The sequence below is a fragment of the Enterococcus sp. R12 genome, from assembly GCF_058135755.1.
The window spans coordinates 1,133,683-1,149,524 of the sequence record NZ_CM176874.1 but is presented as its reverse complement, the minus strand read 5'-3'; the positions used below and the strand labels follow the sequence as shown (position 1 = coordinate 1,149,524).

General features: G+C 46.6%; 11 protein-coding genes. 4 read left to right on the top strand and 7 right to left on the bottom strand.

Features of this window, described 5'->3' with window-relative positions; all coding sequences use genetic code 11:
* Positions 1–27: 27 nt before the first annotated feature.
* The 6 genes from ACTW1R_RS05340 to ACTW1R_RS05315 all read right to left on the bottom strand — a co-directional run bounded on the left by ACTW1R_RS05340 (position 28) and on the right by ACTW1R_RS05315 (position 8,388).
* Positions 28–948 carry a carbohydrate ABC transporter permease gene (locus ACTW1R_RS05340; RefSeq protein ID WP_005225516.1) on the bottom strand — a complete coding sequence of 307 codons (921 nt, stop codon included), beginning with the start codon at positions 946–948 and terminating at the stop codon, positions 28–30.
* Positions 949–961: 13 nt separating this feature from the next.
* Positions 962–1,843 carry an ABC transporter permease gene (locus ACTW1R_RS05335; protein ID WP_086294872.1) on the bottom strand — a complete coding sequence of 294 codons (882 nt, stop codon included), beginning with the start codon at positions 1,841–1,843 and terminating at the stop codon, positions 962–964.
* Between the two features lie 240 nt (positions 1,844–2,083).
* Positions 2,084–3,475, bottom strand: coding sequence for a glycoside hydrolase family 1 protein (locus tag ACTW1R_RS05330; RefSeq protein ID WP_016608260.1), 1,392 nt, complete (start codon positions 3,473–3,475; stop codon positions 2,084–2,086).
* On the bottom strand, positions 3,468–4,343 hold the full coding sequence (locus ACTW1R_RS05325) for an ROK family protein (protein WP_081091708.1): 876 nt from the start codon (positions 4,341–4,343) through the stop codon (positions 3,468–3,470). Before ACTW1R_RS05325 ends, ACTW1R_RS05330 begins: the two co-directional genes overlap by 8 nt.
* 3 nt (positions 4,344–4,346) lie before the next feature.
* Positions 4,347–7,025: an alpha-mannosidase gene (locus ACTW1R_RS05320; RefSeq protein ID WP_375826233.1), complete on the bottom strand. Its 2,679-nt coding sequence runs from the start codon at positions 7,023–7,025 to the stop codon at positions 4,347–4,349.
* Between the two features lie 73 nt (positions 7,026–7,098).
* Positions 7,099–8,388, bottom strand: coding sequence for a glycoside hydrolase family 125 protein (locus ACTW1R_RS05315; protein WP_015509307.1), 1,290 nt, complete (start codon positions 8,386–8,388; stop codon positions 7,099–7,101).
* Positions 8,389–8,543: 155 nt separating this feature from the next.
* On the opposite strand from ACTW1R_RS05315, the gene ACTW1R_RS05310 reads away from it, so the two are divergent.
* Positions 8,544–9,596 (top strand): GntR family transcriptional regulator, encoded by a 1,053-nt coding sequence (locus ACTW1R_RS05310; protein WP_336680748.1) that lies wholly within the window; start codon positions 8,544–8,546, stop codon positions 9,594–9,596.
* A 5-nt stretch (positions 9,597–9,601) separates the two neighbouring features.
* On the top strand, positions 9,602–11,752 hold the full coding sequence (locus ACTW1R_RS05305) for a GH92 family glycosyl hydrolase (protein ID WP_375826232.1): 2,151 nt from the start codon (positions 9,602–9,604) through the stop codon (positions 11,750–11,752).
* Between the two features lie 85 nt (positions 11,753–11,837).
* Here ACTW1R_RS05305 and ACTW1R_RS05300 read toward each other — a convergent pair whose 3' ends face one another.
* On the bottom strand, positions 11,838–12,644 hold the full coding sequence (locus ACTW1R_RS05300; RefSeq protein ID WP_015509304.1) for a Cof-type HAD-IIB family hydrolase: 807 nt from the start codon (positions 12,642–12,644) through the stop codon (positions 11,838–11,840).
* 172 nt (positions 12,645–12,816) lie between these two features.
* On the opposite strand from ACTW1R_RS05300, the gene ACTW1R_RS05295 reads away from it, so the two are divergent.
* On the top strand, positions 12,817–13,812 hold the full coding sequence (locus ACTW1R_RS05295; RefSeq protein ID WP_375826231.1) for an ROK family protein: 996 nt from the start codon (positions 12,817–12,819) through the stop codon (positions 13,810–13,812).
* A gap of 37 nt (positions 13,813–13,849) precedes the next feature.
* Positions 13,850–15,691, top strand: a complete 1,842-nt coding sequence (locus ACTW1R_RS05290) for an FAD/NAD(P)-binding protein (protein WP_375826230.1) — start codon at positions 13,850–13,852, stop codon at positions 15,689–15,691.
* Positions 15,692–15,842: the final 151 nt, after the last annotated feature.

Here is a 15,842-nt window from a genome sequence, read left to right as displayed (position 1 = left end):
TTTTGTTTCCTCCCTATACTTATTTGATTATTCTTTGACGCCACCAATTGTCAGACCACCGACAAAATACCGTTGGAAGAATGGATAGGTGATCGCAATCGGTAAGGTTGCAACAACAACGATTGCCATGCGAGCAGTTTCGCTTGGCAAAGCGGCCAAACCACCTTGGATCTGGGCAGCCATACCAGAGCTTTTGGCTAGATAGTCCAAGTTGCTTTGAATCCGCATCAAAAGTGCTTGTAACGGCACTAAAGAGTCTTTTTGAATATACAACAATGCATTGAACCAGTCATTCCAATAGCCAAGAGCGGCAAATAGACTGATCGTTGCGATCCCTGGAACGGCTAACGGCAACACGATGGACAGAAAAATCTTCATTTCGCTGGCACCGTCGATGCGCGCAGATTCTATAATACTATCTGGTACCGTCTTTTTAAAGAAGGTCCGCATAACAAGGATATTAAAAGGCCCTAAGGCAAGGGGCAAAATCAACGCCCAAATCGTGTCTTTCAATTGGATCAAGTTGACCATCACTAAATAATTGGCAACCATCCCTGGCGCAAACAACATGGTGATCAGAGCGAAGATCGTAAAGAAACGACGGAATGGAAAATTTGAGCGAGAGATGACATAGGCATATAGCGAAGTCATCGTTGCATTGACGAAGGTACCAAAAACAGTGATAAAAATAGATACGCCAAATGCTTGAAAAATTTTGCTGCTCATTTGTCCGCTAAACAGGTAGGTATACGCTGCGAACGAAAATTCTTGTGGCCAAAAGCGATAGCCGTTTTCTGCCAAAGAGGTTTCACTGGTCAATGAGATCGCGATCACAAAGAGAAACGGCAAGACACAGGAAATCGCGAACAGACCGATCACGATATTAAAAATCAGGTTGACCGTTGGGTTAAAGGAGCGGATCTCGACTTTCGTTACTTTTTTCTTCATTTATCCATCCTCCTTAGAATAATGCTGAATCTGGTTCTAGTTTACGAACAACCAAATTCGCTGTTAGTAATAGTAATGCCCCAACCACTGATTGATAAAGGCCAGCAGCTGCGGTCATCCCGAAGTCGCCTGTGGCAGTCAGTCCATTATAAATGTACGTATCTAAAACGGAGGTGACTTGGTACAATGCCCCAGAGTTTCGTGGGACTTGATAGAAAAGTCCGAAGTCGGCACGGAAGATCCCACCGATGTTCAAAATCAACAAAACAGAAATCATTGGAATCAGCTGTGGCAACGTCACATTTTTGATCTGCTGCCATTTGCTGGCGCCATCGACCATCGCGGCTTCGTAATACGTCTGATCGATCCCGACCACTGACGCATAATAGATGATGCTGTTGTAGCCTAAGCTCTTCCAGACATTCATAAAGACGAAAATAAACGGCCACCATTTCGGATCAGCATACCAGTTGATTCCTTCACCGCCCATACCGGTGATCCATTGGTTGATGATCCCTTTGTCTGGACTCAAAAAGGCATAGACAAAGTACGAAATAACCACCCAAGAAAGGAAGTACGGCAACAGGGACATCGTGTGATACACTTTTACCAAGCGCTTATTGCGCAGCTCACTCATAATAATGGCAAAGGCAATCGCAAAGAATAGGTTGAATGCTAAAAATACGATATTGTAGAGTAGGGTATTTCTAGTGATCAGCCAAGCATCATTGGATGCAAATAAAAATTTAAAGTTATCAAAGCCGACCCATGGGCTTTGTTTCAAACTGGCAAAAAAGCCGTCTGGTGAAATGTGGAAATCTTTGAACGCCACCACATTTGCGAATACAGGTATATAGAAAAAAAAGATAAACCAGACAACACCTGGCAAAGCCATCAATATCAATGCTTTGTATTGCCAGACATTCCTCCAAAACCCCTTTTTCTTCACATCTCATCATCTCCTTCATGCTACTAGAATAACGCTTTCATCCCTAAAAAATAAGGAACAAACTAAAGATAAAATGAAACAAATTAAAGGTCTTTGTTTATATTTTGTTTTTATTCTCTAAAAACCTGAAAAACGTCCTACCTTTTGCAAGATAGGACGCTTCATTGATTTGTTTTTTATGAATGATCAGTCGACAAAGCCGTTTTGTAGAATCACTTCGTGGAACCACTCACCAGACTTTTTGATGGTCCGTTTTTGGGTAGCCAAATCGACAGCAATAAACCCGTAACGATTTTTGAATTCATTCAGCCAAGACCAATTGTCCATGCAGGTCCACATGTGATACCCGCGGCATTGGCTGCCTTCTTGGATGGCTTGGTGAACATACCGCAAATGATCTTTGATAAAGGTGATGCGGTACTCATCTTGGATCTGACCGCTGGCATCGATAAAGCGTGTTTCATCTTCGACCCCCATGCCGTTTTCTGAAATATAACAGGGGATATTGCCGTAATTGTCACGTAGGTTGATCAAGGTATCATAGATGCCTCGTTCATAGATTTCCCAGCCTCGATGGGGATTGATTTTCTTTTCTGGCCAATCATACACATCGAAGTAATCTTCTGGCATTGGTGTGTCCGCTGTTTTGGCAGAACGCTTTTGCTGCACCCGCCGTGGCTGATAATAGTTGACCCCCAAGAGATCGACCGTGTTTTCTTTAATGATCTGCAAATCTTCTGCTCTGGTTTCTGGCATGATCGCCAACTCGTTTAAGACAGCGATCAATTCTACAGGAAAGGTGCCTTTGACCGCTGGATCTAAGAAGGATCGGTTAAAAAAAGCATCTGCCAGTTGCGCAGCTTGGACATCTTTTTCATCGTTCGGATCTTTCGGATAAGTCGGTGTCAAATTCAAGATGATGCCGATTTCGCCTGATTGCTGAGATTGACGGAAGCGTTGGATCGCTAAGGCGCTGGCGAGTGCTTCATGGTAGCCGACTTGCACCGCATGTGCCAAGTTGATTTCTGCTGGGTAATGCTGTTGATACAAATACCCCATCTCCACTGGCACGATCGGTTCATTTTGCGTGAACCAATGACGGACTTGATCACCGAACAACTCAAAACACAAAGCGGCATAATCTGCAAATGCTGTGACAGTCTCGCGATTGAGCCAGCCGCCTTCTTTTTGCAGTGCCATCGGCATATCAAAATGATACAAATTGATGAAGGGTTCGATGCCATTTTCGATCAAAGTGGCGAAGTACTCGCGATAAAACGCCACCGCTTGTTGATTGACCGCCCCTCTTCCTTCTGGCAGCAAGCGACTCCACTGGATCGAGGTTCGAAAAGAATTAAAGCCGATCTCTTTCATCAACGCCACATCTTCTGGGTAACGCTGCAGCAGCTGGACGGTATCTTTTGGTCCCCGTTTTTGATAAAAACGTTCTGGCTCCGTTGCGTACCAATAGTCCCAAATCGAATCGCCTTTGCCATCATCGGCCGTTCGTCCTTCAGTTTGCGGACCGCTGGCAGCGGCTCCCCACCAAAAATCTTTAGGAAAATGCAGGTTAGTCATGGGCAGTCACCTGCTCTTTGCCTAACAAGAGACAGCCGATAATCCCGCTTTTGTTCGGCAATCCCCAAGTGACGATGTAGTCTTCCACTGGTGGTGTCTCCATATAGCCTGCCATTTGTTTTTGGAAGGCTTGTTGGATTTGAGCGAGTAGATGCGGCTGATTCATGACCCCGCCGCCTAAAATGATTTTCTCAGGTGCTAAGGTCAACGTGATATTGACCAGCGCTTGCCCTAGATAAAAGGCCTGCAACCCCCAAATCTCGTGCGCTTGCGGCAAGTCTTGTCCTTTGATCCCCGTACGTCCTTCTAAAGAAGGCCCTGCGGCTAATCCTTCCAGACAGTCGCCGTGATACGGGCATGTACCAGCATACGTATCTTCACTGTGGCGTTTGACATAGGTATGACCGATTTCTGGATGACCGATCCCCTCGAAAATCTTTCCTTCACGAACGACTCCTGCGCCAATGCCGGTTCCTACTGTCAAATAGACACAGCTGTCTTTGCCTTGGGCAGCTCCTTGGCGTAATTCCCCATAAGCGGCAGCATTGACATCTGTTGTCCAAGCAAATGCTGTCTCTGGGTAGCGCTTCTTCAATGCACCGAGAAAATCGAACTGCTGCCAGCCCTGTTTCGGCGTCGCTAGTATGTGGCCATAGGTCGCTTGGGTTGGATCGATCCCGATCGGACCAAAGGAACCGACCCCTAATGACACGAGATCGTAGGGATCGAAAAAGGCAAAGATCGCCGCTAACGTTTCCTCTGGTGTTGTCGTTGGGATCGACTCTTGGGCGATGATCGTCAACTGGTCATCGGCAACGGCACAGATCATTTTTGTGCCGCCGGCTTCAATTCCTCCATAAACCATCATTACTCACTCCTTTACTCCAATGGTACGAATTTCATATGGGTGTAATTGCTGATTGACGGTCGATGCTTGTTCTTCCTCTAAAAGGTTCAACAGACAGAGCGTCGCCTGCTCTTTTTGCACGTGAAAGGCAGTGGCTTGATCCGCCAAATTATAGCCCCGCAAAACGATCTGCTGGTCTTGGCGATTGCGTTTTAAGGCGGTGATAGCTACCGTCGATCCATGAGCTTCCATGTATTGGTTGCTGCTGGCTAGCTTGCCTTGATGCTTGTCGGTCTGGCTTGCCGTCCAAGGAACTTGGGCAGCTTGTGCTTGGCGATACGTTTCATAACGTTCTTCAGGAGCTCCATGACAGGCTACGCCGTATTCAAAGGTGTGGCTGCCTAAGCATTGCGCTTCTGGTGTTGGGAAGTATCCCCAATCGCCTAGCTCTCCCGTACAGCGCAACAAGGTCAAGCAGATCTGATCCTTCACGATTTCATATTCGTTCAAACCAAAATTAGAAACCGTCATGCCGCTAGTTTCATCATGCAAGTTGACAAAGGCGTGCTGATGCTGCGGATTTGTTGGGTTTTCCCAATGACTGGAAACCTGATTCGGCCGTTTTACGACTTCATAAATGCTGTCAGCTTCATGGAAATCCGTGATGATCCCTGTTGGGAATAACACTCGCAGTCGGTGATCTTTGCTTTGGTTGTTGACGGTGGTTTTAAATGCCAAGCGGTTGCTGGTTCGTTCTAAGCGAATCTCCGTCTCGATCTTGAATGCAACCAATTCTTGACTCCGCTGTGCCTTACGGAAACGGAAATCGACGACAGCTTTTTGTTCTTCTAACAAACGGTCATCTGCTGAAACGGGAATCTGCAATTCTTGCGTCAGTCGCACGATCCCCACCAGTGGATCGTTTTGTTCGATCGTCACGTGATGCGGAAATTGTGTCGATAAGATTGCTTGATCCCCTTCTGGTTGTTTGAAGATGTACTCATTGGCGATATCCCCCACATCCTCGAAAACCAGTAAATTGCGATACGTTTTTTGGGTTACTTTGTCTGTAATCGTCAAGCTGCCGTTTTCAGTAATGACGGCTTCCAAATGTGCGTTGGCAAGTTTGCGCCCTCCTTCTGAAACGATCGGGGCGCTCTCTACTGGCGTAGCGGCTTTTTCTACTAGGGCAAAGGTCTGCCATGAAAATTCTGGCAACTGGTTTGCTTCAACTTGGACCTTGACAAAGCGTTTCATGAAAGGAATCCGAAAAGCATCTTTAGGCAATTCATAGTCAAAAAGGACCTCTTCTTCACTGATGATCGCAGCAACAGGGTTCCCCTGTTCATCGATCACCGAATAAGAACCTTTTGGCTTCGCCAACAATTCGTGGTAAAGCTTGCTTGGCAATCCTTCACGGAATGTTTTACGCTCAAGTTCGATCACGACTTCCACTAAACCAGAACGGGTGCTGCCAGTGGTGTTGAAGACCACGAAGGGTCGACTCTCCTCAGGAAACTGGCTCGTGTCGATGGCGGCTACTAAATTGCGTAACGCTTCATCTGCCACGAACTTGCCGATTTCATTGGCTTTTTCAAAGCGCGGCATCATTTCTCGGTGTACTTCGTCCACTGAACAGCCGCAGATACTGTCGTGAGGATGATTTTGCATCAGGGTTTTCCACGCATGATCCAACATATCGTGAGGATAGCTGCCGCTTGCTTCATAAGCCATAGTTGCTAATGGCTCCGCAACATTTTCTAATTGGCGGGAAACCTTTGTATTCCATTGTTTTAGATAAACTCGGGAAGAGGCGGTATTGGCTAGAGTATACCAACCATCGGTTTCTTGACTGGTCAATTCACCTGTGACAGTTCCTAGGTCATCTGGCAGATCTGCTTGCACCGCTTCAAGGTATTCGGTAAAGCTGGCGTGTTTGAATTCATACTCTGGGAAAAGCTCGTTGGCTGTACGAATCGCTGCCGAAATATCTTTTTGGACGGGTTGATGATCGACCCCATTCATCATTAAGTAATGATTGGTGGCTCCAAATTTTTCTACATCTTGCAGTTTTTGTGTCCAAAAAGCTTTGGCTTCTGCTTTATCCACTGGAATCTCATTGCCATTGGAGTACCAGTTGGCAAAAAGTAGACCAAAGATTTGACTGCCATCTGGACCTTCCCAATGCATTTCAGAATATTGGGAAGTAAATTGATCATCGGGTAAAACTTCGTTGTCAAAGCCGATCGGTTTGACGCCACGCCCAAATGCAGCACTTTCAAGATTGGCTTGTAGCATCATTTGCGGAGTTTGTCCCATATTGCCGAAGGTATCTGGGAAATACCCCAACATAACGGGGGTGCCCCACTTTTTGCTTTCTGCCATTCCAATCAGCATATTACGGGTGTTTGATTCGGCACTGATCAAAAAGTCATCTTGCAAAATATAAAACGGACCGATCTGTAATTTCCCTTGTTGGATGGCCGCTTTGACCGCCTCGCGTTTTTCAGGCCGCACTTCTAAATAGTCATCCAAGATGATCGTCTGTCCATCTAGATGGAAGCTGTGGAACTCAGGGTCATTTTCAATTAATTCTAAAAGATCATCCATCAATTCCACTAGCCGCATGTGATGCTGTTCGTAAGGCATGTACCATTCCCGATCCCAGTGGCTGTGTGAGATGATATAAACTTGTTTCTTCATTGATTTTTACTCCTCGCTGTTTGCGTCGTTGGACTGCTTTTTGTGTCACTCGAATGGTGGTGGGTCGTGCTGCTTATTTTTCCACTCGGATATCGAAATAATCCATGACCAATTCACAAAACATCATGTTCGCCCACGAGAACCATTCTCTCGTGTATTGCGAAGGATCATCGACATCGAACCCTTCATGCATCAAATTTGTACCCGCATCTGTCGCCACTAACTGATCCAAAATTCGTTTCTTTTCTTCTTTGTCAGTGGTGGTCATCCCTTCCATTGCCATGGCGATCGGCCACACATAATTTTCTGGCGTATGAGAGCTACCAATGCCTTTGGCGTATTTCCCTTCATAGAAATACGGATTTTCACTGCTCAACAACGTTTTACGGGTTTGAAGATAAAGGGGATCTTCCATGCTGCCATACCCCAAGTAAGGGGCGGCGATCAAATTCGGCACATTGCTGTCATCCATCAGGGTGCCATTGCCGAATCCATCCACTTCATAGGCGTAGACTTCTTCGCCAGCTTGGTTCGTGGTCAACCCGTATGCTTTAATCCCTGCTTCGATATCTGCTTGCAATTTTTTCGCTTGTGCCACGATCGCTGCGTCTTCTAAAACCGTCGTAAAGATTTCTTGGATATAGCCTAAGACCACCACCGCAAACATATTGGAGGGAATCAAATAGCCGTATTTGCAGGCATCATCACTTGGTCGAAAGCCTGACCAAGTCAAGCCGACGGGTTTCACTGGTGCGCCTTTGCCGTCATGAGTCAAGGTATCTTCTTTTCGCCAGGTATCCCGTTCAAAGCGATAGGGAGACTCCTCATGGTTTTGTTCTGTCACAAACACCTCCAAGGCTTTTTTGATGCCTGTTACAAAATCATCATTGAACTGATCGGTTCTGCCTGTGTTTTTATATAGCAGATAGGCCAGTTGGATCGGATAGCATAGAGAGTCGATCTCATATTTGCGTTCCCAGATCCAATCGTTCATTTCTGTATCGTCTGTTTGGTGGCCAGCGCCATTGGCTGATTCGTTAAAGGCATTTGCGTAAGGATCGATCGTAATATAGTAGAATTGCTTTTTAACTAACCCGCTGATCATGCTTGCTAAGTCTTCATCTTCTTTGGCGATCACCAAATACGGACGAACTTGTGCAGTGGAATCTCGCAGCCACATCGCTGGAATATCCCCCGTCAGTAAAAAGGTCGTGCCATCCTCATGACGCTTGACCGTCGTTAGTAGTGTATTGGCAAAAGCTGCGTTAAAATTTTTCGCCCAATCGGCATGCGTTTCTCCGCATAGATCCGTAATCGTTTCCATAAATGTTGCTACTGAAGTTGGTATTTCTTTATAAACCATTCCATCACCTTCCCTGATTCGATATATCAATTTACGAACCTAGTATATCATGAATTATCTGAATGTCTAGCGCTTTTCCAAAATAATTAAAGGGTTTTCATTTTTATTGGTTTATGGTATGCTAATAAATATGATATATCAAAAGGGGTTTTCTTATGAAACAACCATTATATAAAAAAATTTACGCGGAGCTTCACGAAGCCATCGTTGAAGGGCGATTAGCGGCTGGCAGTCGTGTCCCTACTGAAAAAGAACTATCTGAAAAATACCAAGTCAGTCGGATCACCTCTAAAAGAGCCTTGACGGAACTGGAACAAAATCAGCTGATCTATCGCGTGCAAGGCAGCGGCAGCTTTGTCCGAGAATTGAAGGAAAAAAAAGCGACTGGACGAATTTTGTTTGTCTTGCCCTTTGCCAATGATCTCTCTTTAGGAAACTTTACCGAAGGCATTTACCCCGTGATGCAAGAACACGGCTTTGAACTTTTGATGACACCAGTGGATTATTTGGAAAAAACGACGGCAGCTGAGCTGATGCAAGAATTCGACGGCCTGATCTATTACGCCAGCAATACGTTTTCTTACTATGACTTGCTGTTCGAATGTGCTGAAAAGCACTTTCCTATCGTGACCTTAGATAAAAAGCTGCATGAGTTTAATTTTCCAGCGGTGATGCCAGATAACTTTCAAGGTGGACAGCTAGCCACAGAGCATTTACTTGCGTTGGGGCATCAACGGATCGCTTATATTTTTGGTGATACCCATCATCCGCAATCCGTCCGTCAGCGTTATCTAGGTTACATCGATGCGCTGAAAAAAGCCCAAAGAACCTTTCGCACCAAGCTCGACGACACGGCTGCCAGCATCGCAAATGCGCTTGCCTACTTGGAAGAACATCAGGTCACGGCAGCCGTCTGTGAAAATGACTTGATCGCCATCGAATTGATGCGTGCTTTGCGCCAAGCAGGTTTGCACGTCCCTGCCAACATTTCCCTGGTTGGTTTCGATAATATCCAAGCCGCAGCCCTCATTGATCCAGCACTAACGACTATCGGGCAGAATTTTGCCGAGATGGGGCGCTTGGCAGGAAACCAAGTGATTGAGAAAATCAACGCTGCGAAGGCAGCAACACCAGTACCAACGGAGACGACCACCCATCTAGTGGCGGTTTCTTTGATCAAAAGAGAATCAACCCAATTAAAGGAGTGAACCAAGTGAACGTATCAATGATCGACACACGACACGGAACAGACAACCAATATAGTTTTTCCCACGGCAACTGCCTGCCTTATACAGGGGTTCCTTTTGGCATGAACTACTTTGCCCCGCAAACCAGCGATCAACGCGGCAGTTGGTGGTTTCATCCAGAAGATCGAACCTTTCAGGGCTTTCGCATCACCCATCAGCCTAGTCCATGGATGGGAGATTTCAGCCATCTGACGATGCTGCCGATAAACGGCACGCTTTCTGAAAATACCCTTTTCCATGCGCAAAGCTCGTATCGTCCCGAAGAAAGCACCTTTAATCCAGCCTTTCTTAAAATCAAGACGCAGCGGTATTTAACAACAACGACTTTGATCCCCAGTATGTATGGCGGTGTGCTGACTATTGAAAACTGCGGGGATCAGCCAGGTCTTGGCTTGTCACTGCCGGGTGACTATGTCTTAGAACAGTTGGATGAACAAACAGTGGCTGGTCAACTGATCGTATTTTCAGGGTGCGAAGATGAACGCTTCACCTTCCATTTCGTCTATCGTTTTGAAACACCCATCACGGCGATCGAAGGTGCCTTGACAGGCAAAGAAGCCTTCGTCGTTCTCCGCTTTGATGATTGCCAAACACAGACGATCCGTTTTGCGACCTCGTTTCTCAGTCGCGAACAAGCTTGTTTGAACTTGCAACGGGAACAGCAATGGGCTCCTGCCGATTATCTGGCTTCTGTCCAACAGCAATGGAATCATTTTTTGCAAAAAATCGAGATTGAGCATCACGATCAAACACAAGTTTCTACTTTTTATCATAATTTTTATCGCTTATTCTTGTTTCCTCAAACCTTCTTCGAAATCGATCAAGAGGGCCGCAAAATGCATTGGGATACCTTGGCAAAAGCAATCAAACCAGGACCACTGTATACAAACAACGGCTTTTGGGATACGTATAAAACTGTCTACCCGCTCTTTTCACTCTTGGCTGTCGAACAATTGGAAGACATGCTGGAAGGCTTTTTGAACAGTTATCGCGAAAGCGGCTTTTTACCAAAATGGCTATCGCCAGATGAGCGTGGATTGATGCCAGGGACGCTGATCGATGCCGTGATCGCTGATGCCGCAGTAAAAGGCATTCGTCCTGATTTGATGCCCGAATTTTTAGCAGCGATGAAAAAAGGCGCCACCGTCCAAAGTGAAAATCCCAATTATGGTCGGCGCGGCACGACGGACTATTTGACTTACGGGTATGTGCCATTGACGCATCATGAATCGGTCAATCACACCCTTGATTATTGTTACAGTGATTTTTGTATTTCACAAGTCGCGCAACAGCTGGGTGACGAGCAAGCAGACTATTATCAGCAGCAATCGCAAAACTACCGCAACATTTTCGATCAGGAAACTGGCTTTATGCGGGCAAAAGATCCCGATGGTGCCTTTCGTCCAGAATTCAGTGACATACGCTGGGGCTTAGATTATGCAGAAGGCAGTGCGTGGCAAAGCAGTTTTGCTGTTTATCATGATTTCGCTGGTTTGATCGCCGAACATGGCGGCAAAGCGGCCTTTGAAGCAAAACTGATCGACTTGTGCAATCAAGAACCTCGCTATACGACAGAAGGCTACGGCTTTGAGATCCATGAAATGAGTGAGATGGCCGCACTCGATTTTGGTCAGCTGGCGATCTCCAATCAGCCAAGCTTCCACTATCCGTATCTATTCAGCTATTTGGGCAAACCAGAAATGGCACAGCCCTTGATCAAGCAGCTATTGACACAATGCTTCAATGACTCGCCCAAAGGCTTTCCTGGCGATGAAGACAACGGTAGCATGGCTGGTTGGTACATTTTCAACTCCTTGGGCTTTTATCCAGTCACACCAGGGACGGGGGAATATATCATCGGCATGCCATTATTTGATCAAGCAACACTACATCTTGCTTCAGGCAAAGACTTAGTGATCAAGAGCACGCCCAATGCGCCGCAACAGCTCTTCGTGGATAAAATCACATTGAACGAAGAACCCTTCGAGCGATTGTTTTTCACCCACCAAGAATTGACTGCCGGTGGTACATTGAACTTCCAGCTAGGTATCGTCCCTCGCAGCAAAGAGTGGTCAGCCGATGCCTATCCTTATAGCGTCAGTCAACCACATGCATAACGAAAAAACCGCTCCGTAGCAACAGGCAGCAGTCTACTTTCAGTCAAATGAAAGTACGTGCTATCCCTGCTAGGGAGCGGTTTTTTTATTGGTTCATTTGTAGCGGTAACAGACGTTCGATGGTTTTCAGCACGCCATTTTCATCGTTTGACTTGGTCACAAACGCTGCCGCTGCCTTGACTTCCTCAAAGGCATTGCTCATGGCGAAACTAAACGTGCCAGCTGCCATCAACTCCAAATCGTTCAAGCCATCGCCAAAAACCATTGTCTCTTCTGGTGTGACGTGCAGCAATTCTTGCAAGTGTGCCACAGTCGTTCCTTTGTGGACGCCTTGATTGGTGATATCGATCCAAGCGGCTTCCGAAGCCACGATGTAGGCGTCGTTTGTAAACTCACCTAACTGTTGGACATGCTCAAAGCAACGTAGTTTGGGATCAAAAATAGTGAGCTTCACAAAATCTTCGGTGATGGTTTGATAATCCGTCACCGTTTTGACCACCCGATAAGAGCCGCGAACTTTCTGGGCATCTGCTTCATTGGTCGTTTCAGCAATGTACGCCGCAGTCGGTGTACAGGCGATGATCACATGATCTTGCGCAATCGCAGCGAGCTTCGCAATGATCCGCCGCCCTAATTCGTTTGGCAGCAGTGATTCAAAGATGTATTCGCCTTGATGTTTGATGCGGGTCGCGCTATCCCCAAGAATCCAAACATCCGCTGCTGCTTCACCAAACAGTTCTTCCACTCGTTCACACTGTTTGCCGGTACACGCAGCAAAAGCAACACCCGCTTCTTTCATTTGTTGGCTGACTTGTTCATAATAAGGCCGATCAAAACTGCCTTGGCTGTTCAAAAATGTGCCGTCTAAATCTGTGATGACTAATTTGATCATACGTTTCTCTTCCCCTCTACCTCGTGTCCTCTTTATGGCGAATCACTTAATTAATATTGTTAATTAAGTATACTTATTTTCAAGTTTTCCGTCAAGTCAGTCTTTTAAAAACTTTACATCGTTTCATCCCGTCGGTATACTTAATTAAATCACTTCATTAAGGAGAACACCTATGGCTTCTACCACCCATTCCATTCGCCAGCAAAACAAACAGCTGGTTTTAAAAACCTTATTTCAAAACGGGGCATTATTCGCCTCCGATTTAGTGAAGAAAACCGGCATCAGCATGGTCACCACTAACTCATTATTAAAAGAATTGTTAACAGAGGGGGAAATCACTAAAGGTCCGCTGGAGCAAAAAGAGCTAGGGCGGCCTGCTGTGACCTATCAGCTCAACCAAGACCGGGGTCATTCTCTTTTGCTTAGCTTTATTGATCACGATGGTTCCTTGGCTCTTTGGTCCATGCTGATCGACCGCAAGGGGAAGGTTTTGGCAAAACACGACCAGCCGTTTCCTGATGTTGCCCCTCATCGCTTTCAAGAATGTGTAACGAACGAGCTAGCATTATTTCCCTCTGTGGAACAGATCGCCCTCTTTTTACCAGGAAAAATCAGTGGAGGAACCGTGACTTCCAGCTGGTATGAAAAATTCAATGGCTGGCAGTTGGCAGCTCTCGTGGCAGAGGTCACTGCACTGCCCTTCTACTGTCAAAACGATGCCCATATTTTAACGATCGGCTATTGCATCGCCCAACAGATCTCTTTGCAGCAAACCATCGTCGGCATGTACAATCCCGAAAAAAGCATGCCTGGTATCACGCTCCTGGTCAATGGTGCACTTTTAGAAGGAAAAGATGCCCTAGCAGGAGAAGCAAAATTTTTGCCCGGCTACTTGGATCAAGGGGCACCGCAAGACCGCAGGGCTTTGGTTCAGCGTCTGACAAGCTTACTGCCATTTTACAATGCAGCTTTTGCCCCCCACTGTATTATTTTAGCCAGCAGTGACGCCGTAAAAACCGATCTCTTAGACGCGATCCAAAAAAATCCATTGCTGCAGCAACAACCCAATCAGCCTGCTTTTCATTATATCGATGCCATCGAGGAAGCCATGGTGCTAGGCATGCACTGGCTGATTTTCCGCAAGACACCTTTTGACTTAGCCCGTTAATGACACAAAGACCATAGAATAATTGAGGCGGTGTGATATGAAAATAGCTATCATTGGTGCTGGTCCTCGTGGACTTTCACTTTCAGAACGACTGATCGCTCATAGCAAACAAAACAAACAAGCCATCGACTTGCTGCTGTTTGATCCCTTTCTTCCTGGGGCAGTTTGGCGCACGGACCAATCGGCGGATCTGCTATTGAATTCTGTAACCAGTCAAGTCACCCTTTTCACGGATGACACATTAAGCACCGGCGGTCCCGTGGTCAAAGGACCTACCTTATACGAATGGGCAGTGACAGAAGGGAAACATTTCGCAGCCACGCATGCCCCTGAGCTCGTTGCGGAATGCACAGCACTTGATTCACTTGATCCTAACGGGCATTGCTCGCGGGCGTTATATGGCCTCTATCAGCAGTGGTTTTATCAGCAGCTATTAAAAGAGCTGCCTGAATCCATTACCGTCAACCATCTGTCAGACAGTGTCAGCTCCTTGACCCCTCTTTCCAAAAATCGCTACCAGTTGACGACGGCTCACCACACATTTCTTGTTGATGCCGTCGTCTTAGCTACAGGCCATTCACAAGCCCAACTGTCAGCAGCAGAACAACGATTGGCGGCTGCCGCAGAAAATAATGGCTGGTTTTATGCACCGCCAGCCAATGCGGCAGATACGGATCTAACGGCGGTGAAAGCTGGCGAACCTGTGATTTTACGGGGACTAGGACTTGCCTTTTACGATTACGTCACCCGCTTGACCAGCGGTCGGGGCGGAACCTTCGTCAAAGTCAATGGATCCCTCGTCTATCAACCTTCTGGTGAAGAACCGCAAATCATCGCAGGTTCTCGTCGGGGTGTCCCGTATCATCCTCGTGGCCGCAATCAAAAAACACCGACGCAGCAGCGAAAGCCCGTTTTTTTGACCCCTGAACGCCTCGCTGCTTGGCAAGCAGCCAAAACGGTTGCTGGCAAGACCCTACTCTTCTATTTAAAAAAAGAGGCAGAACTCGTCTATTATCAGACGCTGCTTTTAGAAAAACAGCTACTGGACAAAGATCAGCTTGCCGCTTTTACCGCCGCCTTTGTTGCCACGGAAGGATCTGAAGACTTGCTGAAAAAATGGCAGCTTCCTACGACGGAGTGGTGGTCATGGCAACAACTAGCCGACCCCTTTGCTCAGAAAAAGCAACAGTCGTTGCAAGACTTTTTCATTGCACTATTACGTACCCAAATCCAAGATGCCGAAAAAGGCAATCTAACAGGACCTATCAGCAGTGCCTTGGAAGTCTTCAAAGATCTGCGGGACCCGATTCGGTTTGTTCTCGATCATCAGCTAATGCCAGCACAAGACCTGAAAACACTCTTTTGGCAGTCTTTCGTTCCCTTGAACAGCTTTTTATCGATCGGACCGCCAGTTCAGCGACTGCAGGAACTGGTGGCATTGATGGAAGCAGGAGTGGTGACCTTACTAGGTCCTGACATGACTGTTGAGATCGAGGAGGCTTACTGTACGTATTCAAAGCGATTTGACGACACACACTATCACGCGACGCAATTAATTGAGGCTCGCATTCCATCGACAGCGATTCGTCGAACCAACAATTCCTTGTTGCGGCAACTGCTAAACGATCGGATCATTCACCCGCACCAGTTGGCGATCCCCAATGAGGTGCCTTTTGAGACGGGTGCGATCGCCATCGATCCTGAGACCAATCAGATCCTTGGACCAGATGACCGCCCTTACCCTACCCTCTATTGTTTTGGGATTCCCACAGAAGGCATCCGCTGGCTGACGGCTGCCACTGCTCAGCCAGGAACCGATGCTTGGAATTTACGGCAGGCGGACCAGATCGCCGCTGACCTCTTGCACCACACCTTCTAGTCGCTTCTTTTCTATCAAACGCAAACTTCCGAGGAAACGCTTCGGGAGTTTTTTGTTTTTCTTTCGCAAATCCGCAGAAAGGATTTCTCTTTTTTGAATATTCTTGAAATTTTCTTTAATTGTTACACGAAAATTGCGACAGTCCTAGAAA

What these genes read in the sequence shown, in the direction of transcription:
- ACTW1R_RS05340 (WP_005225516.1), bottom strand. Translation starts at nt 948, where the DNA reads ATGAAGAAAAAAGTAACGAAAGTCGAGATCCGCTCCTTTAACCCAACG.
- ACTW1R_RS05335 (WP_086294872.1), bottom strand. Translation starts at nt 1,843, where the DNA reads ATGGCTTTGCCAGGTGTTGTCTGGTTTATCTTTTTTTTCTATATACCT.
- ACTW1R_RS05330 (WP_016608260.1), bottom strand. Translation starts at nt 3,475, where the DNA reads ATGACTAACCTGCATTTTCCTAAAGATTTTTGGTGGGGAGCCGCTGCC.
- ACTW1R_RS05325 (WP_081091708.1), bottom strand. Translation starts at nt 4,343, where the DNA reads ATGATGGTTTATGGAGGAATTGAAGCCGGCGGCACAAAAATGATCTGT.
- ACTW1R_RS05320 (WP_375826233.1), bottom strand. Translation starts at nt 7,025, where the DNA reads ATGAAGAAACAAGTTTATATCATCTCACACAGCCACTGGGATCGGGAA.
- ACTW1R_RS05315 (WP_015509307.1), bottom strand. Translation starts at nt 8,388, where the DNA reads ATGGTTTATAAAGAAATACCAACTTCAGTAGCAACATTTATGGAAACG.
- ACTW1R_RS05310 (WP_336680748.1), top strand. Translation starts at nt 8,544, where the DNA reads ATGAAACAACCATTATATAAAAAAATTTACGCGGAGCTTCACGAAGCC.
- ACTW1R_RS05300 (WP_015509304.1), bottom strand. Translation starts at nt 12,644, where the DNA reads ATGATCAAATTAGTCATCACAGATTTAGACGGCACATTTTTGAACAGC.
- ACTW1R_RS05295 (WP_375826231.1), top strand. Translation starts at nt 12,817, where the DNA reads ATGGCTTCTACCACCCATTCCATTCGCCAGCAAAACAAACAGCTGGTT.
- ACTW1R_RS05290 (WP_375826230.1), top strand. Translation starts at nt 13,850, where the DNA reads ATGAAAATAGCTATCATTGGTGCTGGTCCTCGTGGACTTTCACTTTCA.